Source organism: Rhizobacter sp. (assembly GCF_031412075.1).
GTDB lineage: Bacteria > Pseudomonadota > Gammaproteobacteria > Burkholderiales > Burkholderiaceae_C > Rhizobacter.
Genome location: NZ_JANOCG010000066.1, coordinates 1 through 20569, shown reverse-complemented (window position 1 = coordinate 20569; position 20569 = coordinate 1). Strand labels below are relative to the sequence as shown.

At 66.5% G+C, this 20569-nt stretch carries 22 protein-coding genes and 1 riboswitch; of the genes, 11 read left to right on the top strand and 11 right to left on the bottom strand.

The window, feature by feature from the left end; translation table 11 throughout:
- Window positions 1-14: 14 nt before the first annotated feature.
- On the bottom strand, window positions 15-881 hold the full coding sequence (locus tag RMO40_RS02440) for a fumarylacetoacetate hydrolase (RefSeq protein ID WP_309715790.1): 867 nt from the start codon (window positions 879-881) through the stop codon (window positions 15-17).
- Between the two features lie 20 nt (window positions 882-901).
- Window positions 902-1864 carry a magnesium/cobalt transporter CorA gene (gene corA / locus RMO40_RS02435; RefSeq protein ID WP_309715787.1) on the bottom strand — a complete coding sequence of 321 codons (963 nt, stop codon included), beginning with the start codon at window positions 1862-1864 and terminating at the stop codon, window positions 902-904.
- 476 nt (window positions 1865-2340) lie between these two features.
- Between corA and hpf the strand changes: the two genes are divergently transcribed.
- From hpf to hprK, 3 genes are all read left to right on the top strand, one after another.
- The gene (gene hpf, locus RMO40_RS02430; protein ID WP_309715785.1) at window positions 2341-2679 is read left to right on the top strand and encodes a ribosome hibernation-promoting factor, HPF/YfiA family; all 339 of its coding nucleotides are present in this window, start codon (window positions 2341-2343) and stop codon (window positions 2677-2679) included.
- Window positions 2680-2910: 231 nt separating this feature from the next.
- Complete coding sequence (gene ptsN / locus RMO40_RS02425; protein WP_309715782.1) at window positions 2911-3381, top strand: PTS IIA-like nitrogen regulatory protein PtsN; 471 nt, start codon at window positions 2911-2913, stop codon at window positions 3379-3381.
- A gap of 100 nt (window positions 3382-3481) precedes the next feature.
- The gene (gene hprK / locus RMO40_RS02420; RefSeq protein ID WP_309715779.1) at window positions 3482-4432 is read left to right on the top strand and encodes an HPr(Ser) kinase/phosphatase; all 951 of its coding nucleotides are present in this window, start codon (window positions 3482-3484) and stop codon (window positions 4430-4432) included.
- 8 nt (window positions 4433-4440) lie between these two features.
- On the opposite strand, the gene fur is transcribed toward hprK, so the two are convergent.
- On the bottom strand, window positions 4441-4869 hold the full coding sequence (fur, locus tag RMO40_RS02415; RefSeq protein WP_309715776.1) for a ferric iron uptake transcriptional regulator: 429 nt from the start codon (window positions 4867-4869) through the stop codon (window positions 4441-4443).
- Between the two features lie 107 nt (window positions 4870-4976).
- Here fur and RMO40_RS02410 point away from each other — a divergent pair, with 107 nt between their 5' ends.
- Genes RMO40_RS02410 through RMO40_RS02395 form a run of 4 tightly spaced genes read left to right on the top strand, consistent with a single transcriptional unit; the run spans window position 4977 to window position 7416 of the window.
- Complete coding sequence (locus tag RMO40_RS02410; RefSeq protein WP_309715773.1) at window positions 4977-5504, top strand: outer membrane protein assembly factor BamE domain-containing protein; 528 nt, start codon at window positions 4977-4979, stop codon at window positions 5502-5504.
- Complete coding sequence (gene dapB, locus RMO40_RS02405) at window positions 5501-6310, top strand: 4-hydroxy-tetrahydrodipicolinate reductase (RefSeq protein WP_309715770.1); 810 nt, start codon at window positions 5501-5503, stop codon at window positions 6308-6310. Before RMO40_RS02410 ends, dapB begins: the two co-directional genes overlap by 4 nt.
- A 4-nt stretch (window positions 6311-6314) precedes the next feature.
- Complete coding sequence (locus RMO40_RS02400) at window positions 6315-6983, top strand: MotA/TolQ/ExbB proton channel family protein (RefSeq protein ID WP_309715768.1); 669 nt, start codon at window positions 6315-6317, stop codon at window positions 6981-6983.
- 1 nt (window position 6984) lies between these two features.
- Window positions 6985-7416 (top strand): biopolymer transporter ExbD, encoded by a 432-nt coding sequence (locus RMO40_RS02395; RefSeq protein ID WP_309715765.1) that lies wholly within the window; start codon window positions 6985-6987, stop codon window positions 7414-7416.
- Here RMO40_RS02395 and metE read toward each other — a convergent pair.
- On the bottom strand, window positions 7413-9698 hold the full coding sequence (gene metE / locus RMO40_RS02390) for a 5-methyltetrahydropteroyltriglutamate--homocysteine S-methyltransferase (protein WP_309715761.1): 2286 nt from the start codon (window positions 9696-9698) through the stop codon (window positions 7413-7415). The two genes, RMO40_RS02395 and metE, sit on opposite strands and share 4 nt — an antisense overlap.
- Before the next feature lie 101 nt (window positions 9699-9799).
- Here metE and RMO40_RS02385 point away from each other — a divergent pair, with 101 nt between their 5' ends.
- Window positions 9800-10720, top strand: coding sequence for a LysR substrate-binding domain-containing protein (locus tag RMO40_RS02385; protein WP_309715757.1), 921 nt, complete (start codon window positions 9800-9802; stop codon window positions 10718-10720).
- Window positions 10721-10727: 7 nt separating this feature from the next.
- Here RMO40_RS02385 and RMO40_RS02380 read toward each other — a convergent pair whose 3' ends face one another.
- The 7 genes from RMO40_RS02380 to RMO40_RS02350 form a co-directional block, all read right to left on the bottom strand.
- Window positions 10728-11690, bottom strand: a complete 963-nt coding sequence (locus tag RMO40_RS02380) for an MBL fold metallo-hydrolase (RefSeq protein WP_309715754.1) — start codon at window positions 11688-11690, stop codon at window positions 10728-10730.
- Between the two features lie 45 nt (window positions 11691-11735).
- Window positions 11736-13256 (bottom strand): thiamine phosphate synthase, encoded by a 1521-nt coding sequence (gene thiE, locus RMO40_RS02375; protein WP_309715750.1) that lies wholly within the window; start codon window positions 13254-13256, stop codon window positions 11736-11738.
- Window positions 13257-13266: 10 nt separating this feature from the next.
- Window positions 13267-14067 (bottom strand): thiazole synthase, encoded by an 801-nt coding sequence (locus RMO40_RS02370; RefSeq protein ID WP_489660091.1) that lies wholly within the window; start codon window positions 14065-14067, stop codon window positions 13267-13269.
- Window positions 14064-14267, bottom strand: a complete 204-nt coding sequence (gene thiS, locus RMO40_RS02365) for a sulfur carrier protein ThiS (RefSeq protein WP_309715744.1) — start codon at window positions 14265-14267, stop codon at window positions 14064-14066. The genes RMO40_RS02370 and thiS overlap by 4 nt, the downstream gene beginning before the upstream one ends.
- Window positions 14264-15289: a glycine oxidase ThiO gene (thiO, locus tag RMO40_RS02360; RefSeq protein ID WP_309715742.1), complete on the bottom strand. Its 1026-nt coding sequence runs from the start codon at window positions 15287-15289 to the stop codon at window positions 14264-14266. Before thiO ends, thiS begins: the two co-directional genes overlap by 4 nt.
- Before the next feature lie 10 nt (window positions 15290-15299).
- Entirely contained in the window at window positions 15300-17063 is a 1764-nt protein-coding gene (gene thiC, locus RMO40_RS02355) for a phosphomethylpyrimidine synthase ThiC (protein WP_309715740.1), read from the bottom strand.
- A 54-nt stretch (window positions 17064-17117) separates the two neighbouring features.
- Window positions 17118-17232, bottom strand: a riboswitch (TPP riboswitch).
- Between the two features lie 23 nt (window positions 17233-17255).
- Window positions 17256-17834 carry a cupin domain-containing protein gene (locus tag RMO40_RS02350; protein ID WP_309715738.1) on the bottom strand — a complete coding sequence of 193 codons (579 nt, stop codon included), beginning with the start codon at window positions 17832-17834 and terminating at the stop codon, window positions 17256-17258.
- Window positions 17835-17949: 115 nt separating this feature from the next.
- Between RMO40_RS02350 and RMO40_RS02345 the strand changes: the two genes are divergently transcribed.
- From RMO40_RS02345 to RMO40_RS02335, 3 genes are all read left to right on the top strand, one after another.
- Entirely contained in the window at window positions 17950-18633 is a 684-nt protein-coding gene (locus RMO40_RS02345; protein WP_309715735.1) for an SDR family oxidoreductase, read from the top strand.
- Window positions 18630-19712 (top strand): S-adenosylmethionine:tRNA ribosyltransferase-isomerase, encoded by a 1083-nt coding sequence (locus RMO40_RS02340; RefSeq protein ID WP_309715732.1) that lies wholly within the window; start codon window positions 18630-18632, stop codon window positions 19710-19712. Before RMO40_RS02345 ends, RMO40_RS02340 begins: the two co-directional genes overlap by 4 nt.
- A 91-nt stretch (window positions 19713-19803) precedes the next feature.
- A complete protein-coding gene (locus tag RMO40_RS02335; protein ID WP_309715730.1) occupies window positions 19804-20388 on the top strand; it encodes a chalcone isomerase family protein in 585 nt (194 codons plus the stop codon).
- Window positions 20389-20569 lie beyond the last annotated feature (181 nt).

Genomic DNA, 20569 nt, shown 5'->3' with positions numbered 1-20569 from the left:
GCTGGTTTGAACGCTTACTTGAACGTCACCGACACCGGTGCCGCGCCAGGCAAGCCTACGTAGTTGACCGAAGCGCCCGCACCCGCCTTCGGCGGCAACAGCGGCGAAAACGAACCCAGGCTGATGAGGTCGCCGGGCTTCATCGCTCGGCCTTCCTTGGCCAGCGCCTCGGCCAGCCACACCACCGCGTTGAGCGGGTGGCCCAGGATGTCGCTGCCCTTGCCGCGCGCCAGCTCGGTGCCTTTGTCGTCGGACAGCACCACCACCATGTCGCGCAGCGCGTCGAGCATCGCGTAACGCTCGGCGCGGTAGGGCGGCAGCTCGATCGGCTGGCCCATCACGCCCATGCGGGCGCCGACGTTGATGGCGCTGATGGCCGGGCCGTTGAGCTTGGGCGGTGCCTGCACCACCAGGTCGGGCAACTCGATCAGCGGAATGATCTGGTCGATGGCCTCCAGCACCTCGGCCGGCGTTTTGGCCTGGTTGATGGCCTCGCTCTTCACACGCACCAGCAGGTCGGCCTCGTACAGCGGGCGGGCACCAAAGCCGGCCTCCACCGTGGCGCCGTTGGGCAGCAGCATGCCTTCGTACAACACACCCCACACCGGCCGGTCGTAGTTGAAGCGCTTTTGCACCGCCGGGTTGGTGAGCCCGGCCTTGTAACCCACCACCGCGCCATACCGCAGGGCCAGCAAGCCGTTGAGCTTGGTGCGGGTGCAGGCGCCATCGGCTTCATTCAGGCCCTCGGGATTGACGGCGGGTGTCTTGGCGACGAAGGCGTCATACAAGGCCACCGCTTGCGCGTCGGTCAGGCATTCGGCGTGGGCCAGGGACAGCGCGGCCAACAGCGTGGCGGCGAACGTCGAGCGCAACAGGATCATCACAAACCTCCTTCGAGTGTCTACTTGAGCCAACCCTTGCGGTAAAAGTACCAGAAGGGCGAAATGATGCTGATGAACATCAGGCTCAGCGCGAGCGGGTAGCCGAAGCGCCACTCGATCTCGGGCATGGCCTTGAAGTTCATGCCGTAGATGCTGGCGATCAGCGTGGGTGGCAACAAGGCCACGCTCGCCACCGAGAAGATCTTGATGATCTTGTTCTGGTTGATGTTGATGAAACCGACCGTCGCATCGAGCAAGAAGTTGATCTTGTCGAACAGGAAGGCGGTGTGGCTGTCGAGCGAGTCGATGTCGCGCAGGATCTGCCGCGCTTCTTCGAACTGCTCGGCATTGAGCATGCGGCTGCGCATCATGAAGCTCACCGCGCGGCGCGTGTCCATCACGTTGCGGCGAATGCGCCCGTTCAAGTCTTCCTCGCGCGCAATCGCCGCCAGCGCCTGGCCGGCGGCCTGGTCGTTGACTTCCTGCTTGAGCACACGCGCGCTCACCTTCTCGAGGTTGTCGTAGATGCCTTCGAGGGCGTCGGCGCTGTACTCGGCGTCGGCGTCATAAAGCTTGAGCAGCACGTCCTTGGCGTCTTCGATCAGCGCCGGGATGCGCCTTGCGCGCAGACGCAGCAGCCGAAACACCGGCAGGTCTTCGCCGTGGATCGAGAACAGCACCTTGTTGTAGAGGATGAAGGCCACCCGCACGTTGCGCGGGGTTTCGTCGTCGTCGATCAGGAAGTCGGAGCGGATGTGCAGCTCACCGTTGTCTTCTTCGTAGAAGCGGGCCGACTCTTCCAGGTCGTCGTCGACCACGTCTTCGGGGATGCTGACGCCGAAGTGCTGCGCGATCCAGCTTTTTTCTTCGGGTGTGGGCGACTCCAGGTCGACCCACACCGGGTGCACGTTGGCCAGTGCGCCCGGGCTTTCGATTTCTTCTTGAAACAGCCGGCCATTGACCAGCGTGAACACATTCAGCATGCAGGGGCGCTCCGACGGGGCCAGGAAGGAAGGGACGGGCTAACGTGAGTACCGCCTCGCCCCGTGGCCCGCAGGCGCATCAGCGCCGCAAAGCTGTGTCAGAGCGGACGGTCACCGAGGGTGACTGCTGTCCATATGCGTGAATCGCACTCCGTGAATGAAACCGCCGAATTATCACACCCGCCCAAAAGCGCGAGCAAGCCGCCAACAGCCCCGACAAAGTGGCGCCGCGGGGGAGCGGTCTGCAGCCGGCAGGGGCCTGGCGCAAGAAGGCCTCAAACCGTGAAGAACCGACGACTTTTTGAGGTGAAACAAGCTCTGCCCAAAACAACCTGCTGCCAGCGTTGTCACTCGCTTGTCACACCGCCTTTTCAGGCGCACACTGGTTTCAACGAACCCCCGGTTCCACCCCTCTTCTCTCCCTCTCCTCCTCCCCGCCTCTCCCGCTTCCCCCACCCCCTGCGAAAGGAGCCCTCATGAATTTGACGATCAGCGGCCATCACCTCGAAGTGACCCCGGCCTTGCGTGAGTACGTGCTTACCAAGCTAGATCGCGTCACCCGTCATTTCGACCAAGTCGTAGACATCAATGTGCTGCTGTCGGTAGAGAAGCTGAAGGAAAAGGAACGAAGGCAGAAAGCCGAGGTCACTTTGCATGTGAAAGGCAAAGACATCTTCGTGGAGAACTCTCATGAAGACCTTTATGCCGCCATCGACCAGCTGATGGACAAGCTGGATCGGCAAGTTTGTCGCCACAAAGACAAACTGCAAGACCACCATCATGTGGCAGCCAAGCGCCTCGACGCCACGCTCTGAGCTGGCTGCCTCTTGGTGCACGAAGCGGCCTGTGGGCCGCTTTTTTTCACGCCCGGCGCGACAGCTCCTTCAAATGCGGGGCCGTATTCGTTGCTGCGACTCAGCAGCACGTGCACAATTCCTCGCACTGCCCGGGCACCGGTCTAGCCCGGGCGCGAGGCGCGTTTTTATAATCGCACCTTCAGTCACCAATCAGACCATGCCTCACCAAGGCCAGAGCGTGACCTGCAGATGAACCGACTCTCCGCCATCCTGCCCCTCAGCAACGTGCTCGTTGATGTCGAGGCCACCAGCAAAAAGCGCGCGTTCGAGCACGCGGGCCTGGTCTTTGAAAACCAGCACGCCATCGCGCGGGCCACGGTGACCGACAACCTCTTTGCCCGCGAACGCCTCGGCTCCACCGGCCTCGGGCACGGGGTGGCCATTCCGCATGGCCGCATCAAGGGCCTGAAGAACCCGCTGGCCGCCGTGGTGCGCGTGCAGCAGCCCATTCCGTTTGATGCGCCCGACGACGAGTCGGTCAGCCTGCTGATCTTTTTGCTGGTACCCGAGGCGGCAACGCAGCGGCACCTCGAAATCCTGTCCGAGATCGCCGAGATGCTCAGCGACCGTGAGTTGCGTGAGCGCCTCAAGACAGAAACCAGCGCCGCCAAGGTGCACGAGCTCATCTCCAACTGGGAACCGTTGAAGTCGGTCGCATGAAAGCTGCGATCACCGCTGCGGGCCGAGCGCCGGGCCGCTCCCAAGCCGGCTCGCCTCCCCTCGGGGGACAGCCTGACGTATCCGTCGGGCCAGGGGCTCGATGAAGCCCTCAGTCATTAGCGCGGAAGCGCTGTTCGAAGAGCACCGTCCCGCGCTTCGCTGGGAGTGGGTTGCAGGGCACGCCCACCCCGAACGTCGTTTTGATGAAGCTGCGGTGCGCAACGCACAGTCGGCCGCCGACCTGGTCGGCTACCTCAACTACATCCACCCTTATCGCGTGCAGATCGTCGGCCGGCGTGAGGTGGCCTACCTGCAAGATTCCTCGCCCGAAGACCAGGAAAGGCGCATTCAGCGCATCGTGACGCTGGAGCCCCCGGTCGTCATCGTGGCCGACAACCAGACCCCGCCCGACAAGCTGGTGGCCCTGTGCGACCGCGCCGATATTCCGCTCTTCGTCACCGACGGCTCGGCCGGCCACGTGATCGACGTGGTGCGCGGCTACTTGGCCCAGCTGTTTGCCGAGCGCACCACGCGCCACGGCGTGTTTATGGACATTCTGGGCGTGGGCGTGCTGCTCACCGGCGAATCGGGCCTGGGCAAGAGCGAACTCGGGCTGGAACTCATCTCGCGCGGCCACGGCCTGGTGGCCGACGACGCGGTGGACCTCTACCGCATCTCACAAACCGCCATCGAAGGCCGCTGCCCCGAGTTGTTGATGAACCTGCTCGAAGTGCGCGGCATCGGCCTGCTCGATATCAAGTCGATCTTTGGCGAGACGGCGGTGCGCCGCAAGATGCGGCTCAAGCTGATCGTGCACCTGGTGCGCAAAGAAACGCTGGAGCGCGATTTTGAGCGCCTGCCCTACGAGCCGCTGAACGAAGACGTGCTCAACATCCCGGTTCGCAAAGTGGTGATCGCGGTGGACGCCGGCCGCAACTTGGCCGTGCTGGTCGAGGCCGCCGTGCGCAACACCATCTTGCAGCTGCGCGGCATCGACACTTACCGCGAATTCATCGAGCGCCACCAAAAGGCCATGCAAAAGCCAGAGTAGCTCGGCGGCTACTTCGTCTTGTACTGGCAGTCTTTCTTGGTGCAGACGGCGTACAGCGACAGCGCGTGGTCTTGAAGTTCGAAGCCCCGCGCATGCGCCACGGCGTTTTGCCGCTTCTCGATCTCGGCGTCGTAGAACTCCTCGACACGCCCGCAGTCGATGCAGACCAGGTGGTCGTGGTGTTTGCCTTCGTTGAGCTCGAACACCGCCTTGCCCGACTCGAAGTGGTTGCGCGACAAGATGCCCGCCTGCTCAAACTGCATCAGCACCCGGTAGACGGTGGCCAGGCCAATGTCGGCGCCTTCGGTGAGCAAGGCCTTGAACACGTCTTCGGCCGTCATGTGGCGCTGGCTGGCGTGTTGAAACACGTCGAGGATCTTGATGCGCGGCAACGTGGCCTTCAGGCCACTGCTCTTCAGGTCATCGGCATTGGACATGGCAGGGGTTCTCGGCGTGGGGCACAGCGGGCGGGCTGGGGGTCAGCCGCTAGAATCGTTGAATCATATCGAGGTTGGCGCGCAGCAGCGCGCGCTCTCACACCACCATGCGCTTCTCTGTCTCGTGTACTGCCGGCTTGTTTGCCGCCACCTTGTTGAGCGCTTGCGGTTCGCTGCAATCGAGCGACAACTTTCTCGGCTTCATCACACCCTACCGTGTGGAAGTGGTGCAAGGCAATGTGCTGACCAAGGAGCAGGTCGCCTTGGTCAAGCCGGGCCAGACCCGCGCCCAGGTGCGCGACGTGCTGGGCTCGCCATTGCTCACCGACACCTTCCACGCCGACCGCTGGGACTACGTCTTCACCATCCGCCGCCAGGGCGCCGAGCCGCAACAGCGCAAGGTGCTGGTGCTGTTCGAGGGCGACAAGCTCAAGAGCATCAGCGCACAAGACCTGCCGTCCGAGCGCGATTTTGTGGCGTCGATCGACACCGCCAAGCGCCGCGGCAAGCCGCCATCGCTGGCGCTGACGCCCGAAGAAATCAAGGCCTTGCCGGTGCCGCCCAAGCCGGAAGCCGCCGCCTCGGCCCCGGAGGCCCCGCTGCGCAACTACCCGCCGCTGGAGCCGCGCTCGTGAGTGGTCCAATCCGTGTGGCCATCGCCGGCGCTTCGGGCCGCATGGGCCACATGCTGATCGAAGCGGTGACCACGTCGGACGATTGCGTGCTGGCCGGCGCGCTAGACATCGCCGGCAGCCCGGCGCTGGGCCAGGATGCCGCGGCCTTTCTCGGCCGCACGAGCGGCGTGCACATCAGCGCCGACCTGAAGAGCGGCCTGGCCAATGCGCAGGTGCTGATCGACTTCACCCGCCCCGAAGGCACCATGGCCCACCTGGCCGCTTGCCGCGAGCTGGGCGTCAAGCTGGTGATCGGCACCACCGGTTTCACTGAGTCGCAAAAGAAAGAGATTGCCGCGCAGGCCGAGCACATGGCCATCATGATGGCTCCCAACATGAGCGTTGGTGTGAACGTGGTGATGCGCCTGCTCGATGTGGCCGCGCGGGCGCTGAACCAGGGTTATGACGTCGAGGTGATCGAAGCCCACCACCGCCACAAGGTCGATGCCCCGAGCGGCACCGCACTCGCGATGGGCGAGGTGGTGGCCAAGGCCCTGGGACGCGACTTGAAAGAATGTGCCGTCTACGGCCGTGAAGGTGTCACCGGCGCGCGCGACCCGTCGACCATCGGGTTCGCCACCATCCGTGGTGGCAGCGTGATTGGTGACCACACCGTGCTCTTCGCCGGCATCGCCGAGCGCATCGAGATCACGCATAAGAGCGACAGCCGCGCGGGCTACGCGCAGGGCAGCCTGCGTGCGGCGCGCTTCCTCAGCGACCGCAGCACCGGCCTGTTCAACATGAACGACGTGCTGGGTTTTGCCTGAAAGCATGAGCAGCTTCGTCCAGTTCTGGCAACAGGGGGACGCGATCACGCGCGGCGTGGCGGCCTTGCTCTTGCTCATGTCCATCAGCGCGTGGGTTCTGATCTTCTGGAAGGGCTGGCTGCTGGGGCGTGTGCGCAGCGACATCGCGCGTGCCGTGCCGGCCTTCTGGTCGGCGCCCACACTCGCCGGCGGGCGCGACCAACTCGCCGCCTTCGACCGTGAAGGTGTGCTGCGCCCCTTGCTCGCTGCCGCCACCAGCGAGCCCAGCGGCGGCACGCTCGAGTCACGCGGCCACCTCAGCTCCCAACTCACGCGCCGCCTGCGCGACGCGCTGCACCGTGTGCTCACCCAGCTGCAGTTTGGCCAGGTGGTGTTGGCCTCGATCGGCAGCACCGCGCCCTTCATCGGCCTGTTCGGCACGGTCTGGGGCATCTACCACGCGCTGCTGAGCATCTCGGCCGCCGGCAGCATCACCATCGACCGGGTCTCCGGCCCGGTGGGTGAGGCGCTGGTGATGACGGCCGCCGGCCTGGCGGTGGCGATTCCCGCGGTGCTGGCCTACAACATCTTCAACAAGCGTGTGGCCGCCTGCGAAGCCGAGCTCGAGGGTTTTGCCCACGACCTGCGCGAGATGCTGGTCGACGACCACGGCGCCCAGCCCACCGCAAGCTGACATGGCCTTCGGTCGTCTTGAACGCAGCTCGGCGCCCCCGCCGATGAGCGACATCAACATGACGCCGCTGATCGACGTGATGCTGGTGTTGCTGGTCATCTTCATGATCACCGCGCCGTTGATGAGCGCCAGCCTCAAGCTCGACCTCCCGCAAACCGAAGCCGCCACGGCCAGCGACGTGCCCGACTTCGTGGCCGTGGCCATCGACCCGAAAGGCCAGCTCTACCTCGCCGACCAACCCATCGCCGCCGATGTGTTCGCGCAGCGCATGGCCCAGGCGGCCAAGAAAAATCCGCAGACCGAGGTGCAGCTGCGCGCCGACAAGACCGTGCCCTACGGTCGTGTCGCCGAGCTGATCGGTGTGGTGCAAAAGGCGGGGCTCAGCCGCATCGGTTTTGTGGCCGAGCCCGCCCCTGCAGCCAAGGCTCCTTAAGCCACTTCGCGGCGCAGCGCCTGCGCCGCTTCCACCATGTGCCGCAACGCGCCGCGTGTCTCTTCCCAACCGCGCGTCTTCAAGCCGCAGTCGGGGTTGACCCACAAGCGCTCGTCGGGGATCACCTCGCGCGCCTTGCGCAGCAGCGCCAGCATCTCCTGCGCATCGGGCACCCGCGGCGAATGGATGTCATACACACCTGGGCCGATCTCGTTCGGGTAGGCAAACTCGCCAAAACCACGCAACAGCTCCATCTGCGAGCGCGAGGTTTCGATGGTGATCACGTCAGCGTCCATCGCCGCGATCGAGGGCAGGATGTCGTTGAACTCCGAGTAGCACATGTGGGTGTGGATCTGCGTGTCGTCGCGCACACCGCTGGCGCTCACACGGAAAGCACGTGCCGCCCAGTCGAGGTAGGCCGCCCAGTCGGCGCGGCGCAGCGGCAGGCCTTCGCGGAAAGCCGGCTCGTCGATCTGGATCACCGCAATGCCGGCGGCCTCCAGGTCGACCACCTCATCACGCAGGGCCAATGCCAGTTGCAACGCCACCTGCTCACGCGGCAGGTCGTCGCGCACAAACGACCACTGCAACATCGTCACCGGGCCGGTCAGCATGCCTTTCATCCAGCGTGGCGTGAGGCTTTGCGCGTAGCGTGTCCACTCGACCGTCATCGCCACCGGCCGCGCCACGTCGCCGTAGATGATGGGCGGCTTGACGCAGCGTGAACCATAGCTCTGCACCCAGCCGTTGTCGGTGAAGGCGTAACCGCTCAACTGCTCGCCGAAGTACTCGACCATGTCGTTGCGCTCGGCTTCGCCGTGCACCAGCACGTCCAGCCCCAACTCTTCTTGCTCACGCACGGCCTGGGTGATGGCCTGCTGCATCTGCTCGCGGTAGAGCGGCTCACGCAGTTCGCCGCGCTTGAAGCGTGCCCGCGCGACACGAATCTCGTTGGTCTGCGGAAAAGACCCGATGGTGGTGGTGGGAAACGGCGGCAGCGCCAGGCGCTTGCGCTGTTGCACGCTGCGCTGGGCATACACCTGGTCGCGGCACGCGTCGGCCGCGCTCAGTGCCGCCACCCGCGCGCGCACGGCGGGCTGGTTCACCTGCGGGCTCTGGCGGCGGGTGGTCTGCGCGGCATCGCTCGCGTCCAGCGCCTTCGCCTCGGCGGCATCACCATCGAGCAGCGCACGCTTGAGCGTGCCCAGCTCGCCGAGCTTTTGCACCGCAAACGCCAGCCAGCCGCGCACCGGGTTGTTGAGACGCAGCTCCACCGACGCATCCACTGGGCAGTGCAACAGCGAGCAGCTCGGTGCCAACCACAGCCGGTGGCCCCAGTGCGCATGCAGCGGCTTGAGCTGCGCCAGCACCGCGCGCAGATCGGCACGCCAGATGTTGCGGCCGTCGATCACACCGGCTGACAGCACCTTGTTGCGCGGCCAGTGTTGCAGCGCGGCCGCCGCCTGCTTCGGCGCACGCACCAGGTCGAGGTGCAGGCCCTGCACCGGCAGCGTGGCCAGCAGCGGCAGGTGGCGCTCCACCGATTCGAAGTAGGTGGTCAGCATCACATGCAGGTGCGGCTGGGCGATGGCGTCGTAGGCGCCCTTGAGCGACTGCAGCCACGCATCCGGCAGGTCGAGCGCCAGCACCGGCTCGTCGATCTGCACCCAACTGACGGCACGCGCTTCCAGCAACTTCAGCAGCTCGGCATACACCGGCAGCAAGCGCGGCAGCAGCGCGAGCTTGGCCTGCACTTCGTCGACGCCCGCCGGCAGGTCGCGGATCTTGGCGAGCCACAGGAAGGTGAGCGGCCCGATGAGCACCGGCTTGGGCGTGAAGCTGCGGTGCTCGACCTCGCGCACCACGTCGAGCAGCGGCTGCGCGTGCAGGCTGAACTGCTGGTCAACCGACAGCTCGGGCACCAGGTAGTGGTAGTTGGTATCGAACCACTTGGTCATCTCCATCGCACCTTGGGCTGGGTTGCCACGCGCCAGCTCGAAGTACTGCGCCAGGCTCAACTGGCCCGGCGTGAAGCCGAAGCGCGCCGGCACCGCGCCGAACATGACCGTGTGGTCGAGCATCACGTCATAGAGCGAGAAGTCACCGGCGGTCGCGAAGTTAAGCCCCGCATGGCGCTGCGCCAGCCAGTGGCGGGCGCGCAGGTCTTGCGCCACCTGCGGCAACACGTCGGGCTGCGACTCGCCGCGCCAGTGGCGCTCGAGGGCGAACTTGAGCTCGCGGTGTGCGCCGATGCGCGGGAAGCCCAGGGTGTGCGTTTTCATTCGTCGGTCTCATTCGAAGATAAGTCGGCTGATGCTAGGCACGCATACCCTATGATTCAAGCGAAAGAATTTCACAACTCTGTTGAATCTCATTCATACCAATGCCTTCTGCCCTTGAACTGCGCCACCTGCGCACCCTGGCCGTGCTGATGGAAGCGCCCTCCTTGAGCGCGGCGGCCGAGCGCCTGCACCTCACCCAATCGGCGCTGTCGCACCAGTTGAAGCTGCTGGAAGGCATTTACGAGCTGGAGCTGCTGGAGCGCCGCACCCAGCCCGTGCGGCTCACGCCCGCCGGCCTGCGCTTGGCCCAACTGGGCGAGCAGGTGAATGCCGCGGTGCAGCTGGCCGAGCGCGACCTCGCCAACATGGCCGGTGGCAGCGCCGGGCCGTTGCGCATTGCGGTGGAGTGCCACACCTGCTTCGACTGGTTGATGCCAGCGATGGACGCGTTTCGCCCGCAGTGGCCCGAGGTGGAGTTGGACATCGTGTCGGGCTTTCACGCCGACCCGGTGGGCCTGGTGGTGAGCGACCGCGCCGAGCTGGCCATCACGTCTGAAGTGGACGACAGCGCGGGCGTGGAGTTCACGCCGCTGTTCCAGTATCCGATGGTGGCGGTGATGGCGAACGACCACCGGCTCACCGCACGATCGCACCTCACGCCGCGCGACTTTGCCGACGAGACGCTGATCCACTACCCGGTGCCCGATGCGCTGCTCGACATCATGCGGGTGCTCACGCCAGCCGGTGTGAACCCGCGCCGCCGCACCTCGGAGCTCACGGTGGCCATCCTGCAGCTGGTGGCCAGCCGGCGTGGCATTGCCGTGTTGCCGAGCTGGAGCGTGCAGCCGTATGTGGATCGTGGCTACGTGAGCACGCGCCCGGTGGGCAAACGCGGCCTCACCTCACGGCTGCACGCCGCAGGCAAGGCCGGCTTGTCACAAAGGCCCTACGTGCGGGCCTTTGTCGAGACGCTCAAGGACACCAGTTTCAAGCTGCTGCCTGACGTGTCTGTTCTGGTGTGACACCCAGTCACTTGATCTGGTTGTAGTTCACCGGCACGAACTGATAGCCCTTGCCGTCGACACGCAGATGGCCAATGCCGGGGAAGGGCAGGTGCGCGCTGCCGATCCAGTAGCCGTTCTTTGCGGCGTCGGCAAAAGCTTTCTTGCGTTGCACCGCAGCCGCCTTGGAATCGGTGTCGAACTGGATGGTCACCGAGGGCTTGGGGAACTGCACCGCCGCCACGTGCATCAGGTCGCCCCACAGCACCAGTTTTTCGCCCTTCGATTCGATCGAGTAGATCGCATGCCCTGGGGTGTGGCCGTAGGTGGCGAGGGCTTTCACGCCGGGCACGATCTCGGTATCGCCCTCGAAGGCTTTCAACTTGCCGGCACTCACGTAAGGGTTGAGCGTCACCTGCGCGCCCTGGAAGAACATCTTCATCTCCTTCGGCGCCTTCTCCAGGTTGGCGGCACTGAGCCAGAAGTCGGCGTCGTGCTTGTCGGCGTAGACGGTGGCGTTCGGGAAGGCGATCTTGCCGTCCTGAATCAGCCCCCCAATGTGGTCACCGTGCATGTGGGTGATGACCACCGCGTCCACTTGGTCGGGCTGGTAGCCAGCGGCCTTGAGGTTGGCGTGCAGCTGGTCGAACCCGGGGCCGAACAGTTTGGCCGCGCCAGCATCCACCAGCACCAGCTTGCTGCCGGTGTTGATGAGATAGGCGTTGACAGAGGTCGGCACCACCTCGGTCTGGAACGAGCGCTTGAGCAGCGCCCTCACTTCAGCCGGCGTGGTGTTGGTCAGCAGCTTGTTGGCCTCCAGCGGCAAGATGCCGTCGAGCAGCGCGGTGACTTCAAAGTCGCCCAGCATCATGCGGTAGTAGCCCGGGGCCTGGGTCTTGACCTGCGGGGCGGCGGCGTGGGCTGCAGCGGCCAGCAACAGGCCACCAGCCAACATGGCGAAGGCGTGGCGAAGCGAGTGGGTGAAGGTCATGAAGGTGTGTCCCTTGTGTGTTGTGGATGCCGGAGGGCGCCAAGCTTAAAGGCAGGCCTGGCTCGGCGCGCGCTCATCCGCTGCAGCCCCATTGCCGGCAGGGCCAAGCGACATCAGGCGCATGAATTGCTCGGCAACGGCCTGCGGGTCGGCGGCCTGGGTGAGCGCGCTCACCACCGCCAGCGAGTCCACCCCACAGGCCAGCACCTGCGGCGCCCGCGCGAGGCAGATGCCACCAATGGCCACCACCGGGTAGGCCGGCTGGTAACGCGCTGCCCAATCGCGCAAACGCGCCAGCCCGAGCGGGCCGTGGCGCATGGCCTTGAGCGTGGTCGGGTAGACCGGCCCGAGCGCCACATACGAAGGCCGCAGCGCATGCGCGCGCGACATCTCCAGCGGTGTGTGCGAGCTCAGGCCCAGGCGCAGGCCGGCGCCTTGCAGTGCGGCCGCGTTGGCCGAGTCGATGTCTTCCTGGCCCAGGTGCACCCCATAGGCACCCAGCTCGATCGCGTCGCGCCAGTGGTCGTTGATGAAGAGCTGCGCGCCCGGCACCGCCGCCGCTGCTCGCACGGCGGCGCGCAGCTGGGCGCGCAACTCGGGCGTGCTCATGCCGCCTTGTTTGATGCGCAATTGCAGTGTGCGCACACCCCAGGCCAGCGCCCGCTCGATCCAGTCGGCATCGGGCAGCACCGCGTAAAAGCCCAGCGGGTGCGTGAGCGGCGCAAATGCGAGCGCGGCGGGCGGCACCGCGCCACCGGTGCGTGACCAGTGAAAGCGCGGCAGGTGCTCGCTGCCCATCGGCGGTGCGGTGTGGGTGTTCGGCCGCCCCGGCCCGTGGGCCCGCGCCTGCGCGATGCCGGCGGCCACACGCAGCTTGGCTTCGCAGCTGGCCTCGAACACATTCCAACCCTGGGCCAGCATGCCGGCCACGACCGACGAAAACACACAGCCGGTGCCGTGCGCGGCAGCAGGCCAGCGTGGGCCGGCGAGCACCGCGCAGCGCTCGCCATCGAACACCCAGTCGGCGCTCAGTGGCCCACTGCCGTGGCCACCCTTCAGCACCACCGCGCCGCGGCTGAGCGCGTGCAGCTCGGGCAAGCGCGCAGCCACCTGCGCTTCGTCCATGCCCAGCAACAAGGCCGCTTCGGGCAGGTTGGGCGTGATCACATCGGCATGCTTCATCAAGGCCCACAAGGCGGTGAGCCAGCAGGCGCTGTTGGCGTTGTAGGCGCGCCGGCCGTTCGAGCCGCTGAGCACGGGGTCGACCACCACCGGGCAGCTTCGCATCGCCACAAACTCGTTGACCTCGCGCGCCACCTCCACCGAGCCGAGCAGGCCCACCTTGATGGCCGCCGGCTCGCCATCACGCAGCACGGCTTGCAGCGCGTCGCGCACCACCTGCGCATTCACCGGCACCACCTGCTCCAGGCCCTGGCTGTTTTGCACCGTGAGCGCGGTGACCACACTGCAGCCATCGAGCCCCATCGCAGCCCAGGTGGCGAGGTCGGCGGTGATGCCCGCGCCATGCACCGGGTCGTGGCCGGCGATTGTCAAAAGTGGGGTCACCTTGTCTCCCTCAAAGTTGATGCCAGAACGGCATGCCCAGCGTGGGCGTGGACGCGTGCGCCGTCTGCTGCGGCGGCATCGGCGTGGCTTCGAAAGCGAGGCGGCCGGCGCTCACGGCCTGCGCAAAAGCTTGGGCCATGCGCACCGGGTCACGCGCTTGCGCGACCGCGGTGTTGAGCAGCACGGCGTCAAAGCCCATCTCCATCACCTGCGCGGCGTGCGAGGGCAGGCCGAGGCCAGCATCGACGATCAACACCACGTCATGCAAACGCGCGCGCAGCGTGGCCAGCGCATGCGGGTTGAGCACGCCCCGCCCGCTGCCAATCGGCGCGGCCCACGGCATGATCGCCGCGCAGCCGGCATCACGCAGCTTTTGCGCCACCACCAGGTCGTCGGTGGTGTAGGCAAACACCGCAAAACCTTCGCGCACCAGATGGCGTGCCGCCTCCACCGTGCCGAAAGGGTCGGGCTGCAAGGTGGTGTCGTCGCCCACCACTTCGAGCTTGATCCAGGGTGTGTCAAACATCTCGCGCGCCATCTGCGACAGCGTGATGGCCTCTTGTGCGCTGTGGCAGCCGGCGGTGTTGGGCAACACGCGGCAGCCGGTGTCGCGCACACGCTGCCAGAAGCTGTTGCCGCCGCCGTGTTCGGGTTGCAGGCGGCGCAGGCCCACGGTGAGAACCTGGGTGGCGCTGACGCGCACTGCGTCGCTCAGCACCTGCGGCGAGGGGTAGCGCGCGGTGCCGAGCAGCAGTCGGCTTTGCATGGTGGTGCCGGCCACCGTCCACGGGCTTGTGGTCAGCATGTTCATCCTCCAGTGACGGGGGTGACGATGTCGATGCGGTCGCCGTCACGCAAGATTTGTTGCGGCCAGTGGTGGCGTGGCACAAAGACGTGGTTCAGCGCGCAGGCAAATGCAGCGCCGGGGTCGTAGCCGCGTTCAACCAGCAAAGCTTGCAAGGTCGCCGCATCGCTGTGGAGCGGCTCGCCGTTGAGTGAGAGTGTGGTCATGGGCACAGGGTGTGAACCAGGGAGTCGACCAGCGCCGGCGCGCACAGGTAGCCGTGCCGGTACAGGCCATTGAGTTGCCACACACCCGCGTGCTGGCGCAGCGTGGGCAGGTGGTCGTCGAGCGCAGGGCGCAGGGCGGCCGCGGTGTGCAGCACACGCGCCTCGCCAAAGGCCGGGTGCAGGCTGTAGAGCGCGCTGCCCAGCTCGAGCACCGAGCGAAGCGTGGCCGGCCCGCTGTCTTCGGACTCCAGCTCGGTGGCGCCCACGATGAAACGCTGGCCCGGGCGCGGCACCACATACAGCGGGTAACGCGGGTGCATCAAGCGCAACGGGCGCCGCAGGGTCACGCCATCACATTGCAGCGTGATGATTTCACCGCGCACACCGCGCAGGCCCGGCCAGTCGGCGCGTGAGCCCACGCCGCGGGTGTCAATCAACACGTCGGCTTGGCACAGGCTGCGCAGCGATGCCACCTGCACCCCTTCATGCCACTGCACACCCAGGCGATCGAGCGCCACCGCCAAGGCGCGCAGCAGCTCGTCGTTGGCGAGTTGGCCTTCGCCTTGGAGAAAAAGGCCACGCTCGAAACGCCCGGCCAGCAGCGGCTCCAGCGCCACCAAAGCCGCACCCTCTACCGGCTGCAGTTGCGGCAGGTGGGCGACGGGCAGCTTGCGGCGCAGCACCTGCTCGAAGTGCGCGAGGTGGCCTGCGTCGGCCGCATGCGCCACCACCAGCGCGCCATCGCGGCGATAGAACACCGGGAGGCCGCTGTCGGCGTGCAACTCGTCCAGCCACGCCGGCCACAGCGCCATCGCACGCTGCGCCAGCTCGAACACCGGCAACTCGCACAGCGCCAGCTCGGCCAGCGGCGACAACATGGCCGCCGCCACCGCGCTGGCCGAGCGCGTGTCATCGCGCGCCGCCGCATCGAACAGGCTCACGCGCCAACCGGCGCGCGCCAGCCGCCAGGCCGTCAAGCGCCCGGCCAGGCCTGCGCCGGCAATGGCTGCATGCAGCGTCATCGCTGCGCGCTCAGAGGTAGATTTCGCTGCCGCCCGCGCGGAACGCCAGCGCCTTGTCGTCGAGCGCCTGGCGTATTTCAATCACCGGCTTGGGCTGACGCGCGGCGTACTCGCGCACCTCCTGCGTGATCTTCATCGAGCAGAACTTCGGGCCACACATCGAGCAGAAGTGCGCCACCTTCGCGCTTTCTTTCGGCAGCGTTTCGTCGTGGTACGCCATCGCGGTGTCGGGGTCGATGGCAAGGCGAAACTGGTCTTCCCATCGGAACTCGAAACGCGCCTTCGACACTGCGTTGTCCCACATCTGCGCACCCGGGAAACCCTTGGCCAGGTCGCCTGCATGGGCGGCAATCTTGTAGGCAATCAAGCCCTGCTTCACATCGTCGCGGTTCGGCAAACCAAGGTGTTCTTTCGGCGTCACGTAGCAAAGCATCGCCGTGCCGTACCAGCCGATGTTCGCGGCCCCCATGGCCGACGAGATGTGGTCGTAGCCGGGCGAAATGTCGGTGATCAGTGGGCCCAGCGTGTAGAACGGCGCTTCGAAGCAGGCCGTGAGCTGCTTGTCGACGTTTTCTTTCACCAGCTGCAGCGGCACGTGGCCGGGGCCTTCGATCATCACCTGCACGTGGTGTTTCCACGCGACTTGTGTCAGCTCACCCAGCGTGTGCAGCTCGGCGAACTGCGCGTCGTCATTCGCGTCGGCGATCGAGCCGGGGCGCAGGCCGTCGCCGAGCGAGAAGCACACGTCGAAGGCTTTCATGATCTCGCAGATCTCTTCGAAGTGTTCGTAGAGAAAGCTCTCGCGGTGGTGCGCCAGGCACCACTTGGCCATGATGGCGCCGCCACGCGAGACGATGCCGGTGAGCCGGTTGGCCGTGAGCGGCACGTGCGCGAGGCGCACGCCGGCGTGGATGGTGAAGTAGTCCACGCCTTGTTCGGCCTGCTCGATGAGCGTGTCGCGAAACAGCGCCCAGGTGAGCTCCTCGGCCTTGCCGTGCACCTTCTCCAGCGCCTGGTAGATCGGCACCGTGCCGATGGGCACCGGCGAGTTGCGCACGATCCACTCGCGGGTTTCGTGGATGTTGTCGCCGGTCGACAAGTCCATCACCGTGTCGGCCCCCCAGCGGATGGCCCAGACCAGCTTGTCGACCTCTTCTTCGATGCCCGAGGTGACGGCCGAGTTGCCGATGTTGGCGTTGACCTTCACCGCAAAGTTTCGGCCGATCACCATCGGTTCGCTCTCGGGGTGCCTGCGGTTGCAGGGGATCACGGCGCGCCCGCTCGCCACCTCGGCGCGCACGAACTCGGGCGTGATGTCTTGTGTGAGCTGCGCACCAAACGCCTGGCCCCGCTGCGGCACACGCTCTTGCGCCAGCCGCTCGCGCAGCTGCGCTTTCAGCAGGTTTTCGCGCAGCGCCACGAACTCCATCTCGGGCGTGATGATGTGGCGGCGGGCAAAGTGCATCTGCGACTGGTTGCTGCTGCCGGCGCGCTCGGCGATCCAGCGCTCACGCAGCGGCGGCAGGCCGCGTGCGAGATCGATGTGCGCCAACGGGTCGGTGTAGGGGCCCGAGCTGTCGTACACGCGCAGCGGCGGGTTGGGCTCGTGCCGGCCGTGGCCGAGGAGCGTGTCGCTCAGGCCGATCTCACGAAAGGGCACGCGCAAATCGGCACGCGAGCCTTCGAGGTAGACCTTGCGTGAACCCGGGAACGGGCTGCGGGTGATGCGCTGGGAGAGCGCGGCGGTGTCGACAGGTGCGGAGGTCTTGGCCATGGGTGCTCCAGAAAGGGGGTGCCTGCCTGGAGACCGCGCTTGAAGAGAAGCGCCGGGGCCGAGTGCATTGTTTCCTACGCGGGGATGACCCCAATCAGGTTCAACGGGTTAGGTGCAGTGCACCCTCTCAGCCTCGGACTTCAAGTCCTCGGCACCCCGACAAGCGAGCGGATTCTAGATCGCTTGTGCGGCTTACACGCCAGCTTTTGCAAACACCACCACCGACACACCGCGTGCCGGCGCAAGTGCATCGTCGTTCTGGTACGAGTGCGGCAGGTTGCCCGGGAAGGCCAGCACCTCGCCCTCGGTCAGGGTGTAACGCTCACCGGCCACCATCAGGTTCACACGCCCGCTCAGGCAGGTGAAAAACTCGCGCGTGCCCGGCAGGTGCGGTGTGCCGCCCATCACCGCGGCGGGGGCGAAGTCCATCACCTCCATCATCTCGTCGGGCACCGGCTCGGGCACCAGCGGTCGGATGTTCACACCGCGGCCCTTCACCTGGTGTGCCACTTCGTCGGCCGCCCAGCGCCGCACCATGGCGCGCGGTGACGCGAGCAGCTCGTCGATGGGCACGCCCAGGGCACCGGCCACTTTCACCAGCACCGCCAGCGAAGGGTTGCCTTCGCCCGACTCCAGGTTGGCAATGGTCGAGCGCGGCACGGCGGCGGCGCGGGCCAACCCATCTTGCGTGAGCGCGCGCGTGTGACGCAGGCTCACGAGGTTGCGCGCGAGATGGGCAGATGCAGGCGAATGGGTGAGGTCGTCGGCCATGGTGGCTCGATTGTGTCCGTCACAACAACCTTGTGCCAATCGGCTGGACATGGCGCTCGCTGCGTGGGGCAAGCCTGCCTATCGTCAAGCCACCCCAACCAACCGGTACACAACAATGAACACTCATCACACCCTGCGCGTGGCCATCACGGGCGGCACCTCGGGCCTCGGGCTCGCCCTCGTCGAGCAGCTTGCAGCCAGTGGCGCACGCGTGGCCTTCGTGGCGCGCGACGCACAACGCGTGGCCCACATCACTCGCCGCATACCAGGCACGCACGGCCTGGTGGGCGACGTCTCGCAGAAGGCCGACACCTACCCGTTGGCGCTGCAGATCACTGCCGCGCTCGACGGGCTCGACGTGTTGATCAACAACGCCTCGCACCTCGGCCCCACACCGCTGGCGCTGCTGGCCGACACCGAGTGCGAAGACTTCGAAACAGCCATTGCCACCAACCTGCTCGGGCCTTTTCGCCTGACCAAGGCCCTGCTGGGCGCACTCGGTGCCTCGGCACGCGATGGGCGGCCCGCGCTCGTCATCAACATCACCAGCGACGCCGCCGTGTCGGCCTACCCCGGCTGGGGCGCCTATGGTGCGAGCAAGGCGGCGCTGTCTCACCTGAGCCGCATCTGGCATGAAGAGCTGCGCGAGCACGGCGTGCGCGTGGTCGCCTTCGACCCCGGCGACATGGACACACCCTTGCATGCCCTCGCCGTGCCCGACGCCGACCCCGCCACGCTGAAGCGCCCTGCACAAGCAGCGCAGGAGATCATCGCGTTGATCGAACGGGAGGCCGCATGAAAGCCGCCACCACACCCGTCCAGCGCCCGCTCGATGCACGCCTGCTGGTGATCGACGCCACCGGCCAGGTGCAGCACGCACCACGATCGGCCTTACCTCGCTTTTTGCGGCCCGGTGACCTGCTGGTGGCCAACGACGCCGCCACACTGCCCGCCAGCCTGAGCGGCTTGCATGGGCCCAGTGGCAAAGCGATCGAAGTGCGCCTGGCCGGCCGCCGCTCGCTGGCAGTGGACGATGTGCACGAGTTCACCGCCATCGTGTTCGGCTCCGGCGATCACCGCACGCGCACCGAAGACCGCGCCGCACCACCGTCGCTGCAAGGCGGTGACGTGTTGCTGCTCGGCCCACTGCGCGCCACGGTCGTGCACACGCTTGGCCACCCGAGGCTCATCACGCTGCGCTTCGAAGGCACACCCGACAGCATCTGGGCCGGCCTGGCCCGCCACGGCAAACCGATCCAGTACGCCCACATGAGCGAACCGCTGGCGTTGTGGGACGTGTGGACACGCGTGGCCGCGCTGCCGGTGGCGTTCGAGCCGCCCTCGGCGGGCTTCGTGCTCGACTGGCAGATGCTGCAATCTCTGCGCGAGCGAGGCATCGGCTTTGCCACGCTGACCCACGCCGCCGGCATCTCGTCCACGGGCGACCCGGCTCTCGACGCCCGCCTTCCCTTCGACGAGCCCTATCACCTGCCCGAGGCCACGGCGCAAGCGGTGGCACACACACGCGAAGGCGGTGGGCGCATCGTCGCCCTGGGCACCACCGTGACACGCGCGCTCGAACACGCTGCCGCCAGCGGCTGCCTGCGCAGCGGCCCGGGCCTGGCCACCCAGCGCATCGGCCCGCAGACCCGGTTGCGGGTGGTCGACGCCCTGCTCAGCGGCACACACGAGCCCGGCGCCAGCCACCACACGCTGTTGCAGGCCTTCGTGGACCCGGGTCTGTTGCGCCACATCGACGAAACGCTGGCGTCGCACGGCTACCGCACGCACGAGTTCGGCGATTCGGTGCTGGTCGAACACACCCGGCAAAGTGCGCCGCGGCGGTCCATGCTGCCGGCAATAGCGCACGGGCCGTGAGCCGCAGAACGGGTTTCTGGGGGTTGTTGACGGCCGTGCGAAACCGAATAATGACCCGGACCCAAAACTCGAAATCGTTGGAGAACCCTCGATGCGCACACCGGCCGCACTTGTCCCCGCCACCCTGGCCTTGACGCTGTCACTCCTGGTGGGGGCCGCGTTGGCAGCGCCCTCGACCCCGTTCGAGCCTGCGATCCAGGTGCAGGGCACACCTCTGGTGTTGAACGGTGCGGGCACCCGCTACAAGGCTTTCTTCAAGGTCTACGACGTGGGCCTGTACACGTCCAAGAAGGTCAACACCCCCGAGGCGCTGGTGGCCCTGCCCGGCCCGAAGCGCCTGCAGTTCACCGCCTTGCGCGAGCTGCCGGGCACCGACCTGGGCCGCTTGTTCATCAAGGGCTTGTCGGAAAACTCGCCCAAGGAAGCGGTGCAGAAGCACGCGCTGTCGTCCACCCGCTTCATCGAGATCTTCTCCGGAAAATCCAAACTGCTGACCGGTGACACCTTCGCCATGGAGTTCCTGCCCGGCAAGGGCACGCAGTTCTACATCCAGGGCCAGCCGCAAGGCGCGCCCGTGGGTGACGCTGAGTTCTTCACCATGGTGCTGAAGATCTGGGTCGGCAATTCACCGGCCGACAACCTGCTCAAGGACGCCCTGCTCGGCATTGAGCGGTGATGTCCGCCCCCACGTCGCTTCGCTCCTGCCCCCCCACGGGGACGTCAGCCGCCATGGGGCGGCCCGGCGGCGGCTGATTTGTCCGCCCCCAAGTCGAGTGGGCGCTGGCCCCCCTGGGGTCGTAAGGCGGGGTGGGGGGGGCGGGGGGGGGGGGGGGTGTGGGGGGGCGGGTGGGGTTGGG